The sequence below is a fragment of the Solidesulfovibrio fructosivorans JJ] genome, from assembly GCF_000179555.1.
Classification (GTDB): domain Bacteria; phylum Desulfobacterota; class Desulfovibrionia; order Desulfovibrionales; family Desulfovibrionaceae; genus Solidesulfovibrio; species Solidesulfovibrio fructosivorans.
Window position 1 is genome coordinate 43,003 of sequence record NZ_AECZ01000006.1, and the last position, 18,194, is coordinate 61,196.

General features: G+C 64.9%; 16 protein-coding genes and 1 other RNA gene. 14 read left to right on the forward strand and 3 right to left on the reverse strand.

Annotated elements, in window-relative coordinates; translation table 11 throughout:
- Nucleotides 1-115: 115 nt before the first annotated feature.
- On the reverse strand, nt 116-520 hold the full coding sequence (locus DESFRDRAFT_RS05600) for a surface-adhesin E family protein (protein ID WP_005991985.1): 405 nt from the start codon (nt 518-520) through the stop codon (nt 116-118).
- A 158-nt stretch (nt 521-678) separates the two neighbouring features.
- Between DESFRDRAFT_RS05600 and rnpB the strand changes: the two genes are divergently transcribed.
- The 3 genes from rnpB (at nt 679) to DESFRDRAFT_RS05610 (ending at nt 2,695) form a co-directional block, all read left to right on the forward strand.
- Nucleotides 679-1,041: RNase P RNA component class A (gene rnpB / locus DESFRDRAFT_RS20695), an RNA gene on the forward strand.
- Between the two features lie 36 nt (nt 1,042-1,077).
- Complete coding sequence (ispD, locus tag DESFRDRAFT_RS05605; RefSeq protein ID WP_005991987.1) at nt 1,078-2,280, forward strand: 2-C-methyl-D-erythritol 4-phosphate cytidylyltransferase; 1,203 nt, start codon at nt 1,078-1,080, stop codon at nt 2,278-2,280.
- A gap of 82 nt (nt 2,281-2,362) precedes the next feature.
- On the forward strand, nt 2,363-2,695 hold the full coding sequence (locus DESFRDRAFT_RS05610; protein WP_005991989.1) for an antibiotic biosynthesis monooxygenase family protein: 333 nt from the start codon (nt 2,363-2,365) through the stop codon (nt 2,693-2,695).
- Here the strand turns inward: DESFRDRAFT_RS05610 and DESFRDRAFT_RS23230 are convergent.
- The gene (locus DESFRDRAFT_RS23230) at nt 2,581-3,225 is read right to left on the reverse strand and encodes a GNAT family N-acetyltransferase (protein ID WP_005991991.1); all 645 of its coding nucleotides are present in this window, start codon (nt 3,223-3,225) and stop codon (nt 2,581-2,583) included. The two genes, DESFRDRAFT_RS05610 and DESFRDRAFT_RS23230, sit on opposite strands and share 115 nt — an antisense overlap.
- Nucleotides 3,226-3,362: 137 nt before the next feature.
- Nucleotides 3,363-4,001: a hypothetical protein gene (locus DESFRDRAFT_RS05615; RefSeq protein ID WP_005991993.1), complete on the reverse strand. Its 639-nt coding sequence runs from the start codon at nt 3,999-4,001 to the stop codon at nt 3,363-3,365.
- A gap of 150 nt (nt 4,002-4,151) precedes the next feature.
- Here DESFRDRAFT_RS05615 and DESFRDRAFT_RS05620 point away from each other — a divergent pair, with 150 nt between their 5' ends.
- The 11 genes from DESFRDRAFT_RS05620 (at nt 4,152) to dhaL (ending at nt 18,184) form a co-directional block, all read left to right on the forward strand.
- On the forward strand, nt 4,152-4,964 hold the full coding sequence (locus tag DESFRDRAFT_RS05620) for a hypothetical protein (RefSeq protein ID WP_005991995.1): 813 nt from the start codon (nt 4,152-4,154) through the stop codon (nt 4,962-4,964).
- A 647-nt stretch (nt 4,965-5,611) separates the two neighbouring features.
- The gene (locus DESFRDRAFT_RS05625; protein ID WP_005991997.1) at nt 5,612-6,811 is read left to right on the forward strand and encodes an ABC transporter substrate-binding protein; all 1,200 of its coding nucleotides are present in this window, start codon (nt 5,612-5,614) and stop codon (nt 6,809-6,811) included.
- Nucleotides 6,808-7,812 (forward strand): FecCD family ABC transporter permease, encoded by a 1,005-nt coding sequence (locus DESFRDRAFT_RS05630; RefSeq protein ID WP_005991999.1) that lies wholly within the window; start codon nt 6,808-6,810, stop codon nt 7,810-7,812. Before DESFRDRAFT_RS05625 ends, DESFRDRAFT_RS05630 begins: the two co-directional genes overlap by 4 nt.
- On the forward strand, nt 7,809-8,606 hold the full coding sequence (locus DESFRDRAFT_RS05635) for an ABC transporter ATP-binding protein (RefSeq protein ID WP_005992001.1): 798 nt from the start codon (nt 7,809-7,811) through the stop codon (nt 8,604-8,606). The genes DESFRDRAFT_RS05630 and DESFRDRAFT_RS05635 overlap by 4 nt, the downstream gene beginning before the upstream one ends.
- A gap of 4 nt (nt 8,607-8,610) precedes the next feature.
- Nucleotides 8,611-10,899 carry a TonB-dependent receptor gene (locus tag DESFRDRAFT_RS05640; protein WP_005992003.1) on the forward strand — a complete coding sequence of 763 codons (2,289 nt, stop codon included), beginning with the start codon at nt 8,611-8,613 and terminating at the stop codon, nt 10,897-10,899.
- A 13-nt stretch (nt 10,900-10,912) separates the two neighbouring features.
- Nucleotides 10,913-11,968 carry an ABC transporter substrate-binding protein gene (locus DESFRDRAFT_RS05645; RefSeq protein WP_005992005.1) on the forward strand — a complete coding sequence of 352 codons (1,056 nt, stop codon included), beginning with the start codon at nt 10,913-10,915 and terminating at the stop codon, nt 11,966-11,968.
- A 554-nt stretch (nt 11,969-12,522) separates the two neighbouring features.
- Nucleotides 12,523-13,893 carry an ethanolamine permease gene (eat, locus tag DESFRDRAFT_RS05650; RefSeq protein ID WP_005992007.1) on the forward strand — a complete coding sequence of 457 codons (1,371 nt, stop codon included), beginning with the start codon at nt 12,523-12,525 and terminating at the stop codon, nt 13,891-13,893.
- Between the two features lie 85 nt (nt 13,894-13,978).
- A complete protein-coding gene (locus DESFRDRAFT_RS05655; RefSeq protein WP_005992009.1) occupies nt 13,979-15,361 on the forward strand; it encodes an ethanolamine ammonia-lyase subunit EutB in 1,383 nt (460 codons plus the stop codon).
- Complete coding sequence (gene eutC, locus DESFRDRAFT_RS05660) at nt 15,348-16,166, forward strand: ethanolamine ammonia-lyase subunit EutC (RefSeq protein ID WP_005992011.1); 819 nt, start codon at nt 15,348-15,350, stop codon at nt 16,164-16,166. The genes DESFRDRAFT_RS05655 and eutC overlap by 14 nt, the downstream gene beginning before the upstream one ends.
- 295 nt (nt 16,167-16,461) lie before the next feature.
- Nucleotides 16,462-17,520 (forward strand): dihydroxyacetone kinase subunit DhaK, encoded by a 1,059-nt coding sequence (gene dhaK / locus DESFRDRAFT_RS05665; protein WP_005992013.1) that lies wholly within the window; start codon nt 16,462-16,464, stop codon nt 17,518-17,520.
- A 34-nt stretch (nt 17,521-17,554) separates the two neighbouring features.
- Nucleotides 17,555-18,184 (forward strand): dihydroxyacetone kinase subunit DhaL, encoded by a 630-nt coding sequence (dhaL, locus tag DESFRDRAFT_RS05670; RefSeq protein ID WP_005992015.1) that lies wholly within the window; start codon nt 17,555-17,557, stop codon nt 18,182-18,184.
- Nucleotides 18,185-18,194: the final 10 nt, after the last annotated feature.

Consider the following 18,194-nt stretch of genomic DNA (forward strand, 5'->3'; position numbering starts at 1 on the left):
AACCCTTTCCGCGGAAAACTTCTCCCCCCAGGCCCCCCTTCCAACGACTCTGTATAACGCTGTATTGCTACCGAACGAACAGGAATCGACGGGTATTTGGATAAACCTGGTCCATCTATTCCAGTTCCAGACAAAGCGCCTGGCCCAACCCCCCATGGCGCAAGGGGCGCCAGGGCACGCCCGGCGTGGCCACGGTCCGTTCGAGCAGCTTTCCGCTGACACCGATCCAGGCCGCCGCGTTGCGTTTGAGGCGTCTGCCGGCGCAGTCGAGCAGGATGCGCTCCACGCTGTAGGCAATGGGCTCGCCGTCGCCGTGCTCGGCGGCCAGTTCCCGGCCTTCGTCCTCGGAAAAGACCCGCTTCACTCGAACACGCACGGTGTTCCCGGACACCCGCACGGAATGACGGTCATAATATAGTTCCACGGACTGGTCGTCGTGCGCGCTCAAAAAGACCCAATCCGTGGCCAGGGCCGGACTGGCCACCGCCACGGCAAAAGCCATGAAAAGGCAGGTCCGCATCACGCCGCCTCCCGATAATGTCGTGCCATTTCCCATGGTTTCCGTGTAGCACCGGCGTGACGCGGACACAAGCCGCCGACCGGAAAGATCACCGGAATGGGCCGCCGATTCCCCCAATTGCTTTGACGCGCGGCGGAAACGGTCTTATGGGATTTCGGGGAGTCGGACAGGTCGTCGTCGCGGGCCTTTTGGCCCGGGGAGGAAAGTCCGGGCTCCGCAGGGCGGGACGCTGGGTAACCCCCAGCGGGAGCGATCCCGGGAGAGCGCCACAGAAAGCAAACCGCCGGCGCTTGCGCCGGTAAGGGTGAAACGGTGGGGTAAGAGCCCACCAGTTGCCGCGGTGACGCGGCAAGCTCGGCAAGCCCCGTTCGGAGCAAAACCAAATAGGAGGGCGTCAAGGCTGGCCCGGCCGTGCCCTCGGGTAGGTTGCTTGAGGCCGCGGGCAATCGCGGTCCTAGAGGAATGACGACCGCCCCGGAATCTCCGGGGAACAGAACCCGGCTTATCGGCCGGCTCCCCCTTTTTTCCACCTTCTACCTGATTATCGAGGATACCCCGTGTCCGTTTGGACCGTTCTGCTCGCCGCCGGTTCGGGAACCCGGCTCGCCGAAGCCTCGGGCGGCGTCAAAAAACAGTTTCTGCGCCTTGGCGGCAAGCCGCTGTACTGGCGGTCGCTTTCCACCTTTGCCCGCTGCCCGGACATTGCCGGCGTGATGGTGGTGTTTCCGCCGGCCGATCTGGACGCAGCCCGAAAGGCGTTGGCCGGACTGCTCGCCGCCCATGATCCGGGCGTGGCGGTTCTCACCACGGCCGGAGGCGTTCGCCGGCAGGATTCGGTCCAAAACGGCCTTGCCGCGCTGCCCTCAGACTGCCGCTTCGTGCTCGTCCACGACGCGGCGCGGCCCTTTGTCGATCCCGCGCTTGTCGGCCGGGTCATAACCGCCCTTCGCGAGGGACACGAGGCCGTCATTCCGGTGCTGCCCGTCACGGACACCATCAAGGAAGTGCGCGAAGAAACGGTGCTGGCCACCTTTGACCGCAGCCGGCTGGCCGCCGTGCAGACCCCGCAAGGCTTTGACGCGGCCCTTTTGCGCCAGGCCTTCGCCCACGCCGGCGAGGAGTTCACCGTCACCGACGACGCAAGCCTCGTCGAGCACCTCGGCCGTCCCGTCCACACCGTGCCCGGCCACCCGGACAACCGGAAAATCACCAATCCCGAGGATCTGGCCTTGCTCGAAGACGCCACTCCGTCGCCCGTGCCCGTGGTCGGCTACGGCTACGACGTGCACCGCTACGCCAACCCGGCCCATCCCGGCAAACAGCCGGCCCGGCCCATGAAGCTCGGCGGCTATCCCATCCTCGGCGCGCCCGAGGTGCTGGCCCATTCCGACGGCGACGTGCTGCTGCACGCGCTGACCGACGCCATTCTCGGCTGCGTGGCCGGCGGCGACATCGGCCAGCTTTTTCCGGACAGCAATCCCGACTTCGACAACATGGCCTCGGGGGTGTTCGTCAGCGAGGCGCTGCTCCTGGCGCGCGAAGCGGGGCTGACCATCACCCACGTGGACCTGACCATCATCGCCCAGGTTCCACGCATCGGCCCCCACGCCCAGGCCATCCGCCTGAACGTGGCGGCGCTTCTTAGCCTCGACAAATCCCGCGTGAACCTGAAAGCCACGACCGAGGAAGGACTGGGATTTACCGGCGAGAAAAAAGGCATCAAGGCCATCGCCCTGGTCACGGGCTGGAAGCGCAGTTAAAGGGTGTGGGAAAAGGCCTGCCGTTTTTTTGGGGGAAGGTTCTCCCCAGGCCGGCAGTACACTCCAAGGAGACACCTTCCTTTTGATCGCCCATACGCCAACACCGCCGTATTATGCGGTCATCTTCACCTCGATCCGCACAGAGGGCGATAACGGGTATGCCGCCATGGCGGACAGAATGCTTGCCCTGGCGGCCGGCCAACCCGGCTATCTCGGCGTGGAATCGGCAAGGGATGCTGTGGGGATCACGGTTTCCTATTGGTCGGATCTCGAATCCATCACTCGATGGAAGCAAAATCTTCACCACCAAAATGCGCAGCGGCTTGGCCGGGAGAAATGGTATACGGCATTCCAAACGCGGGTGGTCAAAGTGGAGCGGGACAGCGGCATGAAGGAGCCGGAAAGCGGAACCTGATTGCAACGTCGCGGCAGCCCACAAACTCTATCTTTTCCCCTCAAGTATAGAACATATCTCGCATAAGGCGCTCCGGCAAAGGGCTCCAAATCCCTGTCCTTCACGAATCCCATGCGTAAATAGAGCGGCAATGCGACGGTCATGATCGGACTGGTATGCAGGCCGATGCACGCGGAACCGTCCTGCTTGGCCCGCGCAATGCAAGCCTCCATGAGACGCCTTCCGATCCCCATGTTCCGATAGGCCGGTCGGGTCACCAACATGCGAATGGAAGGCCATCCTTCCGGAAAAACGACAGGGTCAGAGGCATTGGGCGGCAGGTAGGCCACAACGCCCAAAATGGTTTCGGAATTTCTGGCAACGATCAACCGCCCGTTTTCGGACAGCTTTGACATGCCACCAATGGCCAGAAGGAGGCTTTCCCATTTTTCGGGAGCGTAACCGCTTTTGAGAACCTGCCAGCCCTCCACGGCCAGTGCGTCGATCGCCGGGTGGTCCTGGGCTTTCGCGTCCGTTATTTCGTAATGCATTCCCTGGGCTCTCCGGACAGGCTGCCGCCCGGACAGCGATTAGCCGCCTTCCGGGCACACTATTATGGTTTCAGGAAGGGACGCACGCAAGCCGGGAGGACAAAGGTTTCCCTCCCGCGCTTTGCCCGCGAAACAGCTTACCGTGCGGCTTCCACGCGGAGGAGCCGTGGGCCGTGGTAGGTTCCGTCCGGGCCGAAATCGAGGGACAGCAGGGCCTGGCCGAGCACGGCGCAGGCGTGGCAGCCGTTTAAGAGCGGATAGGTGAAGACGAAGCCCTGGCCGCCGCCGGGCGGGGTGTCCACGGCGCTCGGGCCTTCGCCGGTCGGCCAGAACATGAGTTCGGGATGGGCCTTTTGCAAGGCGGCGTAAGTCGGGTCGGCGGCAAGCGGCAGGTCGGCAGGCTCGATTTCGCTCGAAACGAGCGTCGGCGAACCGTTGACCAGGTAGGTCACGGCGTTGGTGTTGGCCCGCAACGGAAAAACCATCACCGCCACGTCCACTCGTCCCATTTCCTGAAAAGTTTCCATGTAGCCCTCGCCGTCGAGCATTTTGTTTACGGCCAGGGCTTCCGGCGTCGCGCCGGTCTGACGCATGATGCGGGCCAGGCAGTCGGTTGCGTCCTGCGCCTTTTGCAGACAGTCGGTCCAGGCGGCCTCGGGCAGCTTCCAGACGCCCTTCGGGCCGATGGTTTCCGCATCGCCGGCCAGGGCGATGCCTTGGCCCAAAAGCGTCCAGACGACCAGCCACACGATAATGCGACCATGCTTGGGTCCCATGGGGTCTCCTTTTCCAACTTCCTACCGACATAGGGAGAATCGGGAGACTTCGCAAGCGGGGCGGCGCATCGGCGTCCAAGCGCCGTTGCGGCCGGTAGCGCCGGGCGTTAGGTTTTTTTTGACCGCCCGTTCAGGAATGCAAGGAGCCCCATGCACGAAAAAACACTCGCCGCGAAGCCCCGGCCCGCTTTTGGCCGGGCGATCGGCATCGATTATTCCGGGGCCGCCACGGCGGAAACGGGGTTGGCGGGATTGCGCGTCTACACGGCGCAAGGGACCGCTCCGCCGACCGAGGCGCATACGCCGGAGTATGGCCGGAAGCATTGGTCGCGCCGGGAGCTGGCCGTCTGGCTCACGCAACGTCTTGGCGAGGATGTCCCGACCATTGTCGGCATCGACCACGGGTTTTCCTTTCCCCTGCCCTACTTCGAGCGATACGGCTCGCCGCGCGATTGGCCGGCTTTTCTGGATGATTTCCAGGCATTCTGGCCGACCGACGCGCCTTCGGTCACCGTGCAGCAGATCCGCGACGGCGCATATGGCAAGGAAGGGACGCGACCGGGCAACGCCCGCTGGCGGCGTCTGTCCGAGATCCGCACGGGCCGGGCCAAGTCGGTGTTTCATTTCGATGTGCCGGGATCGGTGGCCAAGTCCACCCACGCCGGCCTGCCCTGGCTGCGATTTCTGCGGCGCGAGCTTGGCGACCGGGTGCATTTCTGGCCGTTTGACGGCTGGGATTTTCCGAGCGGGAAATCGGTCGTGGCCGAATGCTATCCCGCCTTGTGGAGCCGGAGCTTTCCGAGGGAAGGCCGCACCCAGGACCAGCAGGACGCGTACAGTCTGGCGGCATGGTTGCGCCGGGCTGATGCCGACGGCGCTTTGGCGGCGTGTTGCCGCCCCGCGCTGACCGCTTCGGAGCGGGCGACGGCGGCCATCGAGGGCTGGATTCTGGGAGTCGCCTAAGCGGCATGCCTCTCCCCCGCCCGAGACGCGGCGAGGTTTGTCACCGCCTCCCGTTCGGGGGGAGGACTGGCCGCCATAATCATTGGAGACCTTGAAATCGTGGTTTCAATCCACGCCCCCGCGTGGGGGGGGGGGCGACTGTCGGTCCCGATACCCGGACAACACGGGGTTCTCCCCCGCATCTCCGCGAACCGACGTCAAAATGTATCCCTATCTTCCCTTGGCAAAGAACTCTCACCAAACAATCTACCGAAATCATTCCCCTCCGCAACCGTGCGAACCTCCCCGGCAATCCCTCCCCACTTGGGGTTCGCACAGCCAACCGCATCATACAGTCACGAGCAAGGCCACGTCCACGCCGACCATGCGCGCACAGCCGCATCGTGATCCCCCCATCCCCAGCCGATCGGCCGCCCTGCCAGCCCCTCTCCCCTTGGCCAGATGTACGCCACGCAAAATACGCAATATGCCGGCAATACGCGACATCACCATTCCAGTAACAACCGTGACCCTATATGACGTCACTAAAAATCTTTCTCGCGTGACAATATTGCACTTTTGTCAAATCATGTTGTACTCCACGCAACAGTCTCATTTTCCCTTTTATTTTTACAAAACTGAATTACGATTATCAGGTACCAAATAACATGTCTGCAAATGTAAGCGACATTCTCGACTTCACTGTTCAACATTTTTTGCGGCAATACCCCGATGGACGCCATCTGCTGGAGCTGGCCGGACTGACGCAAGAACCTTCCCACGAACAAAATGACCCCTTGTCCGCGTATCTCACTCTGGGAAGTCTGCTGCGCCACCGCGGCCTTGATCCGCGGGCGTTTCTGGAACTGGTGGCGGCCCGGCACGAGATGGCGGAAACGACGGGCAGACCGCTTTGGGTGGAGGCAAACGTCCCCTGCGCCCTGAAAGCGCCGCTGGAAATCGCCCTGAAACAGGCCGGCGAAATCCAGGGACGTGGGACACCCCCCGAAGCCCGGATCACGGTGCAATCCGAAAACGAGTCGTCCATCAGCAATCAAGGCGACACCATCACCGACCTCGCCCGCATGCCCGACCTGACCATGGCCGCCGGATACAACACCCTGCTCGACCATGCATTCATGCGGCGATGGGCCACAAAGGAACATTTCGCCGCCAACCCCGGCCGAAAGGTCAACCCCGCCCTGGCTCCGTACGGCTTTGCCGATCCGCAGGGCATTTACCGGGCCATCGGAGTCAACGTCTTCGTCTTCGTCATCGATCCCGTGCTGGCCAAGGGACGGGAAACGCCTGACGCCTGGGAAAAACTGCTGGACGAGGCCTTCGTCCGGGACGTGGCCGTCTGCGGCATGGGGGACAAGGTCAGCGGCTCGCTCATGCTGCACATCCAGGCCAAATTCGGCGACGACGCCGTGCGCCGCTTGGGACGCAACGTCCGCTGCGGCATGCACCCCTCCCAGGTCATCAAATTTCTCGGCACGGGCAGTCCCCAGAGCCCGGCCGTGGCCGTCATGCCGTATTTTTTCGCCCGCCTTGCCGACATACGCCGGCCAGCCACGGTGGTCTGGCCCCGCGACGGGGCGGTGGCCATGCCCTTTTTCCAGCTCGTCAAACGCAACGGCCCGGAAAAACTCGCCACTCTCGCCGCCCACATGGAAGGGGCGGAGGTCGGACGCGTGTGCTCCGGAGCCTTTTTCCCCTCCCTCCACCCGGACGTGCCATGCCCCCTGCCCGAGGAAGCCAGCCTAGCCTGGCTCGGCTGGGACACGCTGCGCGAAAACGATCTGGCCGCCCTGCGCCGTCGGGCGGCAACCCTCTTCGAGGAGGGGCGCGGCGAGACCCGGCCGTGACGCGCGTACGTCCCCTGCTGGCCTGGGGAGGCCTGTCGGCCCTGCTTTTGGCCCTGGCCGCCTTGTCCTTGTGCCTCGGCAAAATGCCGGTCTCCGCCAAGGAACTGGGACAATACGCCCTGGGCGGGCTCGATCCCCGGCGAGAGGCGACGCTCTCCAATCTGCTGTGGGCCATACGCGGCCCGCGCATATTGGCCGCCCTGGCCGCCGGGGCCGCCCTGGCCGCATCCGGCTCGGCCTATCAAGCCCTGCTCGTCAATCCGCTGGTTTCCCCGGGCATACTGGGCGTCCTGGCCGGCGCGTCCTTCGGAGCGGCCCTGGGGCTGTTGTGGTCCTGGTCCCTGGCCGGGGTTCAGGGGCTGGCCTTCGGCTTCGGGCTGGCCGCCGCCGGACTGGCCGTGCTGTTGTCGCTTTTCCAGGGCGAGAAGGCCGTCATGTCCATCGTCCTTGGCGGTGTCATCAGCGGGGCGCTGTTTTCGGCCCTGGTGTCCCTGGTCAAATACGTGGCCGACCCCTACAACCAACTGCCGAGCATCGTATTTTTCCTCATGGGCTCCCTGGCGCTGGTGGACGGCCGCACGACGGCGCTCGCTTGCCTCCCCATGCTCGCGGCGGTTTGCGGCCTGCTGCTGCTGGCCCGGCCCCTGGACGCCATGACCATGGGCGACGATGAGGCCGCAAGCCTCGGCGTGCGGGTCGGGCAAGTGCGGGGCGGAGTCATCGCCCTGGCCACTTTGGCCTCGGCGCTCACCGTGGTGGTCGGCGGCGTCATCGGCTGGGTGGGGCTCATCGCCCCCCATCTGGCCAGACGGCTTGTCGGGCCGTCCATGACGCGGCTGCTGCCGGCCTCGGCCCTGGTCGGCGCGGCCTACCTTCTGGCCATGGACACCCTGGCCCGCACCGCTTTCCCGGTCGAAGCGCCAGTGGGTATCCTGACGGCCCTTTGCGGCATTCCCTGCTTTGTCCTGCTGCTGCGCGCCAGACGCGGGAATTTCGCGTGAACGCCCTGTTCGCCCTCGAAAACGTGCGTCTGGGCCACGGACGACGCACGGTGCTGCGCGAGCTATCCTTCCACGTGGAAGAAGGCGGGATCACGGCCCTGCTCGGCCCCAACGGCTCGGGCAAGACCACGTTGCTGCGGGCGCTTATGGGCGTGCTCGCCCCGAAAGCCGGCACCATCCGGTTTCGCGGCCGCGATATCCGCTCCCTTTCCAGGCGCGCTCTGGCCCGTCGGATCGCCTACCTGCCCCAGCAACACCGCCCCGTCTTCCCCTACACCGTGGAGGAAGTGGCGCGGCTGGGTCTGTTGCCGCGTCGCGGCCCCCTTGCGCCCTACACCGCCGCCGACCGCGCCCTTGTCCGGGACTGTCTCGCCGAGCTTGGACTCGAGGCGCTGGCCGGCCGCCCCTACACCGAAATCAGCGGCGGCGAACGCCAGCTCACCCTGCTTGCCAGGGCGCTCATCCAGGGCGCGGACGTGGCCGTCATGGACGAACCGGAATCCGCCCTGGATTTCGGCAACCAGCGCCGCCTGCTCGTCCGCATCGCCGCCCTGGCGGACGGCGGGCGCAGCTGCGTCTTTTCCACCCACCTGCCCGAGCACGCCCTGGCCGTAGCCGACAGGGCCGTGTTGCTGGCGGGGGGACGGGTGCTGGACGTCGGTCCGACCGCGTCCGTGGTTACGCCCGAGCATCTGGCCATCATGTACGGCATCGAGGCCAAGCTGGCCTTTGTGGAGGGGATGTGGCGGGTCCTGCCGCCGCCTGTCAGGAAACACGGAAGCCTTGAGGAGTGATGTGATGCGTACCCCCCGTTTTATCACGGCCGTCCTTGCCCTGCTGTGCCTGTTGCCGTGCGGCATGGCCCAAGGGCAGGACCGGGCGACAAGCGAATACGACATGGGCGAAGCCGTGGTCACCGGCAAGAAGACCCCCGGCCCCCTGCAGGAGGAGCAGTCCCAGCCGGCCACGGAAACGGTCCTCGACCAGGACACGGTGACCACCTTCGCCGGCCCGGGACAGACCAACCCCTACCGGGCGCTCAATCTCCTGCCCTCGGTCAACGCCGAAGGCACCGATCCCTACGGGCTCGTCCAGGATCAAAATTCCCTGCGCATCCGCGGCCAGTCCGCCTCGACCTACGGCCGGCTGTCCCGCACCATCGAAGGCCTGCCCATCGGCATCAACGTCGGCAACGGCAGCATGGGCAACTTCCTGGACATGGAAAACGTCTCCAGCCTCAGCCTGGGCCGGGGCCCCATCGCCGCGGACAAGGGCTTCGGCTTCGGCAACTCCGCCGGCGCCCTGGACATGCTGCTGCGAAAACCCGCCGACACCCCCGGAGCCACGTTCTCCGAGCAATACGGCTCCTTCGGCTTCACCCGCAGCTTCGCCCGCCTGGACACCGGCGAATCGCCCCTGCTCGGCACGCGCTTCCTCGGTTCCGCCTCCTACAGCCAGACCGACAAATGGCGCGGCAAAGGCTACACCGACCGCACCAACATCATGGCCGGCCTGGCCCAGCCGCTGTTCTACGGCCATGTCCGCCTGGAGGCCTACGGCATCTACAACGCCTTCCACCAGGACGAATACCGCCCCCTGACCTATGCCCAAACCCAAAACATGTCGCTGTACCGGGGCTTCGACTTCACCGGCGAACGAACCGGCGACACCACCACCGATTACGCCTATTACGGCTACAATTACCAGGACATGCAGGAGTGGACGGTCTTCGGCAAACTCGAAGCCGACCTCTGGTCCGGGGGGCTTTTCTCCTTCAAGCCCTATTACGCCGGGGACGGCGGCTCGCGCCGATTCACCAACGTCACCTCCATCCCGTCCAAGGCCAAGCAGATCGGCTTCAACCTCAACGCAATGCGGGAAAGCCAGTGGGGCTTCGTGGCCCAGATCGAGCAGGACCTGCATCCCGTGAAACTCAAGGGCGGCTTCTGGTACCAGTACATCACGGCCTTTCCGCCTCCCGTGGCCGGACAGCGGTTCTACACCCTGCAGACCTGGGGCAATTCCTTTGGCGGCTGGAAGATGCTCAACACCGTGGGCGAACGGCTCTTCAAGGCTCCGTTCATCCAGGCCTCGGGCGACTTCGGGAAGCTCCACGCCACGGCCGGCCTCAAATACCTGTCCGCCTCCATGCCCCGGGTCACGAGCTACGACACCTCGGGCGTGCCCGACGTCTCCTACGACGACGCCCGGGACTACAGCTCCGGCGTCGTAACCAGCAAATCCACCGACGCCACCGAAAAGCACGCCTGGCTGCCCAATGTCGGCCTCAGCTACGACCTGACGGACAACCTCACCGCGCGCGCCATGTATGGCCGCAACTACGCCTATCCGCTCCAGGGTCCCCTCTACAGCGCCTATAACAGCAATGCCGCCGCCTTCCTGGCCCAGGGCATCACCCTCCAGCATCTGTGGAACGACATCAAGCTCGAGACCTCGGACAACATCGACGTCGGCCTGCGCTACAACAACGGCGTTTTTTCCATCGCCCCGACATTGTTTTACGCCTACTATCACCACAAGCAGGTCACGGCCTACGATTCGCTCATCGGCGCAAGCTACCTGCAACCCGGCGCGGACGCCCGCTCCTTCGGCGCCGAGCTGGAAGTGTCCTGGAAGGCGTTGTCCTGGCTGACGCTCTTCGGTTCCGGCTCCTACAACAACTTCCAGTTCACCAAGAACATCAACTCCTCGCTCGGCACGACGCTGCGCGTGCGAAACAACCAGGTGCCGGACGTGCCGCTGTGGCTCGGCAAGCTCGGGGCCACGGCCACCTATGACAAGTTCAAAGGCACGGTCCTGTACCGATACGTGGATTCGCGTTACGGCGATGTGCAGAACCACGATTACATCCGTCCTTACAACATCGTGGACCTGTATTTGAGCTACGATCTGCCGCCGGTCTTCCGCAACAAGGAATGCAAGCTGACCCTGGACGTGCTGAACCTCTTCGACGAACGCTACGTGGCCACTATCCGCAGCGCCTCGGACGATACGCAGACCGCTTCGGCGACTTACTACCCCGGCTCGCCGCTGACCGTGGTCGGCGGCATCACCATCACGTTTTAGGTCCGGAGCCGTCATGCGCATTACCTCACTCGCTTTCCGTCCTTTGCGCGGGCGCGCCGGCTTGCTCGCCGCGACGGTTTTGTTGGCGGGATCGCTCGTCTGGCCGGGGTCCGCCCTGGCCAGGCGGGTCACGGACGGCTGCGGCCGCGCGGTGGATATTCCCGACGCCGTCGCGCGTGTGGTCACGGCCGGCGGCACGCCTTCGCTCAACGCGTTCCTGGTCGCCCTGGGCAAGGGCGGCGAAATCGTCAACGGACTGCCCCAGGGGCTCCATGGAGGGCAATGGAAGTATCAAGGCGTGTTCGCGCCCCAGGTGACGACGGCTCCGGTGGTCTCGTCCATGGGGCCGTCCTGGACGCCCGACCTCGAAGCGCTCATGGCCTTGCGCGCCGATCTGGTGCTCGTGGAATCGACGGCCACGGCCGACATGCTGTCGGCGAGGGGCTTTCCCGCCTACTGCCTGTCCTGGCGCGAACCGACGGCCGTAAGCCGGGCCCTTGCCGATCTTGGCGATGCGCTTGGCGCGACGGCGCGGGCCAAGGCGTTGCAGGCGGCGTTTGCGGCCAATCTGGACCGCGTGGCCCGGGCGACAGCGGACATTCCGCCGGACAAGCGGGTCAAGGCGCTCTATATCCGGGCCTCAGGACTCATGATTCCCATGGTGTCCACGGCGAGGTTCCTGATTGAAAAAGCAGGCGGGACATACGCCGCGCCAGCCGGCCTGTCCCTGGAACATCCCCGCATCAGCCCAGAGCAGCTTTTGGCCTGGGACCCGGACGTGCTGCTCGTTTTCAACAAAAAGGAAGTCAACGAGGTGCTCTCCGACCCGCGCTACGCGACGCTTTCCGCGGTCAAGCGCCATGCGGTGGCGGCGGTTCCCTTCGGCATGCACGGCTACACGCACTTCACGCCGGAGCAGATCCTGGCGGTGCTGTGGATGGGCAAGACCCTGTATCCGAAGCGCTTCAAGGACATGGACCTGGTTGCCGAGGCGAAGGATTTCTACGCGCGCTTTTTCGGCCGCGAACTTACCGACGGCCAGGTCAGGGAGATCCTGCGCCTGCCGTAGCGTCTTTCTTCAACAAAGGGTTCCAATGCGCTCAAACCATAAGGGACCGGGAGGTGGGCGGCGTGATGCGGCCCTTCTTGTGAACCGGACCGGGAGAAAGGCGAACCGGCTGGCCAGGCGCGATCATCCGCAAAACAATATTGTCTCATCAAACAACAATTCTGTTCCATAGCATGCGAAAACTGTCGGCTTGATGGAGTTGTCCGAGCCCTCCATTCCAGCTTCCCCCAATTTTGCCTCCAGAAACTGACGAACCATTTCGCTCCTGGAATCGCCGTCGCGTCGGCCAAGAAATCCGCGAATCATAACAATACGCTTTTACAATGCGTTTTCGTTGGCGGCCTACATGCCGTCCGAACGCTCCTGCCGCCAATCCTCGCCGCCGCCCTTTCACGGGCCTCCAAGGCCTTGCCCCGGCTCCTTGGCATGTCCCATGCAAATAGTCCCAGTTATTCCGCGAAGCTGGGGCTGACATGCCCAACGCGCTTACGGCCGGGACCGCCCCCGAGGGAAGGGCGCGTCCCCCTCATTTTATCTTACCGGAGGTCGGAGTTATGAGTGGCGAAAAATCTACGCAACTGGAACGAAAATTAGGGCCATGGATGCTGTGGGGCCTCGGAGTGGGCTACGTGATCTCCGGGGAATATTTCGGCTGGAACCTGGGCCTGGAACAGGGGGGCACCCTGGGCTTGGCCATTGCCACCGGGTTTATCATCCTCATGTACCTGACCTTCACCTTCTGCTACACGGAGATGGCCTGCGCCATCCCCAAGGCCGGCGGCGCGTTTGATTACGCCAGCCGGGGACTGGGCCGGAAACTCGGCGCTCTGGCCGGCATCGCCCAGGTCATCGAATTCGTGTTCGCGCCGCCGGCCATCGCCGCCGCCATCGGCGCCTACTTCAACCTGTTCTTCCCCAATGTGCCCTCCACGGAAATCGCCATCGCCGCTTATGTTGTGTTCACGGCCCTGAACATTTACGGCGTCCAGGCCGCCGCCGGGTTCGAGCTGTTCGTCACCGTGCTGGCCGTGGGCGAACTGTTGCTGTTTTGCGGCGTCACCGCCCCCAGCTTCCACTGGCAGAACCTGACCGCCAATGCCCTGCCCCACGGCATAAGCGGCGCTTTCGCCGCCATTCCCTTCGCCATCTGGTTCTTCCTGGCCATCGAGGGCGTGGCCAACGTGGCCGAGGAAACGGTCAATCCCCAGCGCAACATCCTCATCGGCTTCGGCTCTGCCATTCTCACCCTGGTGGTCCTGGCCGTGCTCACCTTTGCCTGCTCCGTGGGCGTGTCCGGCTGGGAAGCCATCGTCTACCCCACCCCGGGCGCGGCGCCTTCGGACTCCCCCCTGCCCCTGGCCCTGAGCCACATCGTGGGCGACAGCCACCTGCTCTACCATATGCTCATCTTCGTGGGCCTGTTCGGGCTCATCGCCTCCTTCCACGGCATCATCCTGGCCGCCGGCCGGGCTGTGATGGAAATGGGCCGGGTGGGCTACATGGCCCCGATACTCGGCAAGGTGAACAAGCGCTTCAAGACGCCGGCCAATGCCCTGATCGCCAACATGGTGGTGGGCATCATCGCCTTGCTTTCCGGCAAGACCGGGGACATCATCACCCTGTCGGTGTTCGGCGCCCTGACCCTCTACGTCATCTCCCTGGTCACCTACTTCGCCCTGCGCCGCAACGAACCGGACATGCCCCGGCCCTTCAAGGCGCCTTTCTACCCCGTGGCCCCGGCCGTGGGACTGGCCATCGCCGTGCTGGCCCTGGTGGCGGTGACTATTTATAACCTCTCCCTGGCCGTCATCTTCTTCGTCATTCTGTCCGCTTCCTATCTCTACTTCAGGGTCTTTTCCAAGGAAGCCGAAGAAGAGGAGGATATGGTGGAAGGACTCGAGGCGGTCTTCGTCGAGGAGAAATAACGACCGCCGCTAGAACCGCCCCCCGCGCGCCTTCCCGAAAAGGTGCGCGGGGGGACGCAACCCAAACCCCAAGAGGGCTACCGCTGTGTACTCCCTGACCATCGGCCCTCGCCGCTACAGCTTTGACGGACTGCGCCAACTGTTGGCCAAGGCCACGCCCGAACGCTCCGGCGACCAACTCGCCGGCATCGCCGCCCAAAGCGCCGAAGAGCGGGCGGCCGCCCAGATGCTCCTGGCCGACGTGCCGTTGACCGCCTTTCTGGAAGAGCTGCTGATTCCTTACGAAGCCGACGAGGTCACCCGGCTCATCCTGGACAGCCACGACGCCGCCGCCTTTTCCCCGGTCAAACACCTGAGCGTTGGAACCTTCCGCGAATGGCTGCTTTCGGATCAGGCCGACGAGGCCAGCCTAACGGCCCTGGCTCCTGGGCTCACGCCCGAGATGGTGGCGGCCACCTCCAAGATCATGCGCAACCAGGACCTCATCCTGGCGGCGGCAAAGACACGGACCAACACGGCGTTTCGAACCAGCATCGGCCTGCCCGGCCGCCTGTCCACCCGGTTGCAGCCCAACCATCCCACGGACGACCCCAAGGGCATTCTGGCCACGATCATCGATGGCCTGATCCTGGGCTCCGGCGACGCCTGCATCGGCATCAATCCGGCGACCGACAATCTCCAGGGCGTCATCCGTCTTCTGGTCATGCTCGACGAACTGCGCCAAAGCTACGCCATCCCCACTCAAAGCTGCGTACTCACCCACGTGACCACCACCATCGCCGCCATCGCCAAGGGCGCTCCGGTGGACCTGGTGTTCCAGTCCATCGGCGGCACCGAGGGCGTCAACGCCAGCTTCGGGGTGAACCTCTCCCTCCTGGCCGAGGGACGCGAGGCGGCCCTGTCCCTGGGACGCGGAACGGTGGGGGACAACGTCATGTATTTCGAAACGGGCCAGGGCTCGGCCCTGTCGGCGAACGCCCACCACGACGTGGACCAGCAGACCGTGGAGGCCCGGGCCTACGCCGTGGCGCGGGCCTTTTCCCCGTTTTTGGTCAACACCGTCGTGGGCTTCATCGGCCCGGAATACCTCCTGGACGGCAAGCAGATCATTCGGGCCGGGCTCGAGGACAACTTCTGCGGCAAGCTCCTGGGCCTGCCCATGGGCGTGGACGTGTGCTACACCAACCACGCCGAGGCCGACCAGGACGACATGGACGTGCTGCTCACCCTGCTCGGCGCGGCCGGCTGCGCCTATATCATGGGCATTCCCGGCTCGGACGACATCATGCTCAACTACCAAACCACCTCCTTCCACGACGCCCTGTACCTGCGCCGGGTCCTGGGGCTCCGCCCCGCGCCCGAGTTCGAGAAGTGGCTCGTGGACATGGGCCTTTTCGACCGCGACATGCGGCCGCGGCCCCTGAGCCGGGAGAACATGAGGTTGGCTCTTCCCCATGCCATTGCCTAACCACGATTCCGACGCCATCGTCACGCCGGCCCCCTGGGACCGGTTGCGCCAATTTACCGCCGCCCGGGTGGCTCTGGGCCAGGCCGGCGTCAGCCTGCCCACGGCCGCCCACCTGCGCTTTACCCTGGACCACGCCAAGGCCCGGGACGCCGTGCACCATCCCCTGGATACGCCCAGGTTTCTCGACGATCTGGCGCGGGAGGGAATCGCGGCCTTGCCCCTGGCCAGCCGGGTTCGGGATCGACGGGAATATCTGGCCCGGCCGGATCTGGGACGACGCCTGTCCGAGGCCGGCGCCACGACCTTGCGCCAGGCGAACCTCGCCCCCGTGGACCTCGCCCTGGTCGTGGCCGACGGGCTCTCGTCCTTTGCGGTCCAGCGTCAGGCCGTGCCCTTGCTGACAGCCTTTTCGCCCCTGGCCGAGGCCCGGGGACTTCGCCGCTCGCCGGTCATCCTGGTGGAGGGCGGACGCGTCGCCGTGGGTGACGAGGTCGGGCAAATCCTGGGGGCGCGGATCGTCATCGTGCTTATTGGCGAACGGCCGGGACTCAGTTCGCCGGACAGCCTCGGCGTCTACCTGACCTACGCCCCGAAGCCGGGGCTGACCGACGAGCGCCGCAACTGCATTTCCAACATCCGGCCCCAGGGACTGCCCCATGATCGGGCGGCCCGGACCCTGGACTATCTCGTTGCCAAGTCCCTGGCCCTGGGCCTTTCCGGAGTGGACCTCAAAGACGAGCAACAGCTTACGGAAGGCGATCGTCAGGAGCTCGCCGGCTCGTGTCCCCCGCAGGCGCGGGGATGATCCGTTCCGCTCCATTGATGCGTTCGATGCCATGAGATGATCCCCGCGCCTGCGGGGATCATCCGGCCTCGACCGCCAACCTGCCCGTATAAACGCCGAAGTCCCCGCAGGAGCGGGACTGGCCGGACCGTCAAAGTCCCCTTTTGCCGCGCACGGCAACGCCGCTGTCCCCGGAGGCTTCCCGACGCGCCTCTCCCGCCGTATCGGTTCCCCGGCCTATCCCGGGAAACCACCTTCAATTTCCGCCGCATATCTGCTATCTTTGCGTATCACCAGTCGCCCAAGGAGGTCCGCCATGAAGAAACTGATCAATGCCGTGGAAAACGTTGTGCGGGAACAGTTGGAGGGCATGGCCCTGGCCCATCCCGAATTGGCCGTGAGCTTCGACCCCACCTTCATTCGCCGGGCCGACGCGCCGGTGGCGGGCAAGGTGGCGCTGGTTTCCGGCGGCGGCTCCGGCCACGATCCCATGCACGGCGGTTTTGTCGGCTCCGGCATGCTTGACGGAGCTTGTCCCGGCGAGGTGTTCACCTCCCCCACCCCGGACCAGATGGTCGCCTGCGCCAAGGCCGTGGACAGCGGAGAAGGCGTGCTGTTCGTGGTGAAAAACTACACCGGCGACGTGATGAATTTCGAAACGGCGGTGGAACTGCTCGCCGCCGAAGGGGTCAAAGTCCGAAACGTCCTCATCGACGACGACGTGGCCGTCAAAGACAGCCTGTACACGGCGGGCAGGCGCGGCGTGGGCACCACCGTGCTGGCCGAAAAGATCGTGGGCGGGGCGGCGGCGGCCGGCTACGACCTGGAGCGGTGCGCGACGCTTTGCCGCAAGGTGAGCCAGTACGGCCGTTCCTTCGGCGTGGCGTTAAGCTCCTGCACCGTTCCGGCGGCGGGCAAGCCCACCTTCGAACTGGGCGAAAACGAAGTCGAGATGGGCATCGGCATCCACGGCGAGCCCGGCACCCACCGCATGCCCATCGAGCCCGTGGACGCGCTGACCGAATACGCGGCCGGGCAGATCATCGACGACCCCGCCTACACCCGAACGGTGCGCGAATGGGACGGAGGGGATTGGACGGAACGGACGCTCACCGACGCGCCCCTGGCCAAGGGTGACGCGGTCATCGCCTTCGTCAACGGCATGGGCGGCACCCCGGTGTCCGAACTCTACGCCGTGTACCGGAAGCTCCACGCGGTCTGCCGGGACAAAGGCCTCACCATCGCGCGCAACCTTATCGGCTCCTACATCACCTCCCTGGAGATGCAGGGTTTTTCCATCACGCTGCTGAAGGCCGACGACGAGATCCTGCGGTTCTGGGACGCGCCCGTGCACACGCCCGGCCTGATCCGTTAAAAGGCTTTCCATAACGCCACCCCGGAGGAATTCCATGCCCATCAGCAAGGCCCAGGTCCTCGCCTGGCTCGGCAATCTGGATGCGGTCTACGCCGCGAAAAAGGGCTATCTCACCGAGCTTGACGCCGCCATCGGCGACGCCGACCACGGCATCAACATGCACCGCGGCTTCAGCAAGGTCATGGAGAAGCTGCCCGGGGTGGCGGACAAGGACATCGGCGAGATTTTAAAAACCGTGGGCATGACCCTCATGTCCAGCGTTGGCGGGGCCAGCGGCCCGCTTTACGGGACGTTCTGGATGAAGGGCGGCATGGCCGTGGCCGGCAAGGACGCCCTTTCCGTGGCCGATTTCCTGCGCTTCCTGGAAACGGGCGTGGAGGGCCTGCGCCAACGGGGCCGGGCCGAGCCCGGGGACAAGACCATGTACGACCTGTGGGCCCCGGTTCTTACGGAAGCCAGGACTTTCGCCCAAAACGGCGACGATGCGGCGGCCCTGGCCGAGGCGCTCGTGCCCGTGGGGGAAAAGGCCCTGGCCGCCACCATTCCCCTGCAAGCCAGGAAAGGCCGCGCCAGCTACCTTGGACCCCGTTCCGTGGGCCATCAGGACCCGGGCGCGACGTCTTCCTTCTATATGCTCGAAACCCTGCGGGAAGCATTGCGCTAATCCCCCGCAC

Bases quoted from the DNA above. Each gene is read 5' to 3' on its own strand.
- DESFRDRAFT_RS05600 (WP_005991985.1), bottom strand. From the start codon at position 520: ATGCGGACCTGCCTTTTCATGGCTTTTGCCGTGGCGGTGGCCAGTCCG.
- DESFRDRAFT_RS23230 (WP_005991991.1), bottom strand. From the start codon at position 3,225: ATGCATTACGAAATAACGGACGCGAAAGCCCAGGACCACCCGGCGATC.
- DESFRDRAFT_RS05615 (WP_005991993.1), bottom strand. From the start codon at position 4,001: ATGGGACCCAAGCATGGTCGCATTATCGTGTGGCTGGTCGTCTGGACG.
- DESFRDRAFT_RS05620 (WP_005991995.1), top strand. From the start codon at position 4,152: ATGCACGAAAAAACACTCGCCGCGAAGCCCCGGCCCGCTTTTGGCCGG.
- DESFRDRAFT_RS05625 (WP_005991997.1), top strand. From the start codon at position 5,612: ATGTCTGCAAATGTAAGCGACATTCTCGACTTCACTGTTCAACATTTT.
- DESFRDRAFT_RS05640 (WP_005992003.1), top strand. From the start codon at position 8,611: ATGCGTACCCCCCGTTTTATCACGGCCGTCCTTGCCCTGCTGTGCCTG.
- DESFRDRAFT_RS05645 (WP_005992005.1), top strand. From the start codon at position 10,913: ATGCGCATTACCTCACTCGCTTTCCGTCCTTTGCGCGGGCGCGCCGGC.
- eat (WP_005992007.1), top strand. From the start codon at position 12,523: ATGAGTGGCGAAAAATCTACGCAACTGGAACGAAAATTAGGGCCATGG.
- eutC (WP_005992011.1), top strand. From the start codon at position 15,348: ATGCCATTGCCTAACCACGATTCCGACGCCATCGTCACGCCGGCCCCC.
- dhaK (WP_005992013.1), top strand. From the start codon at position 16,462: ATGAAGAAACTGATCAATGCCGTGGAAAACGTTGTGCGGGAACAGTTG.
- dhaL (WP_005992015.1), top strand. From the start codon at position 17,555: ATGCCCATCAGCAAGGCCCAGGTCCTCGCCTGGCTCGGCAATCTGGAT.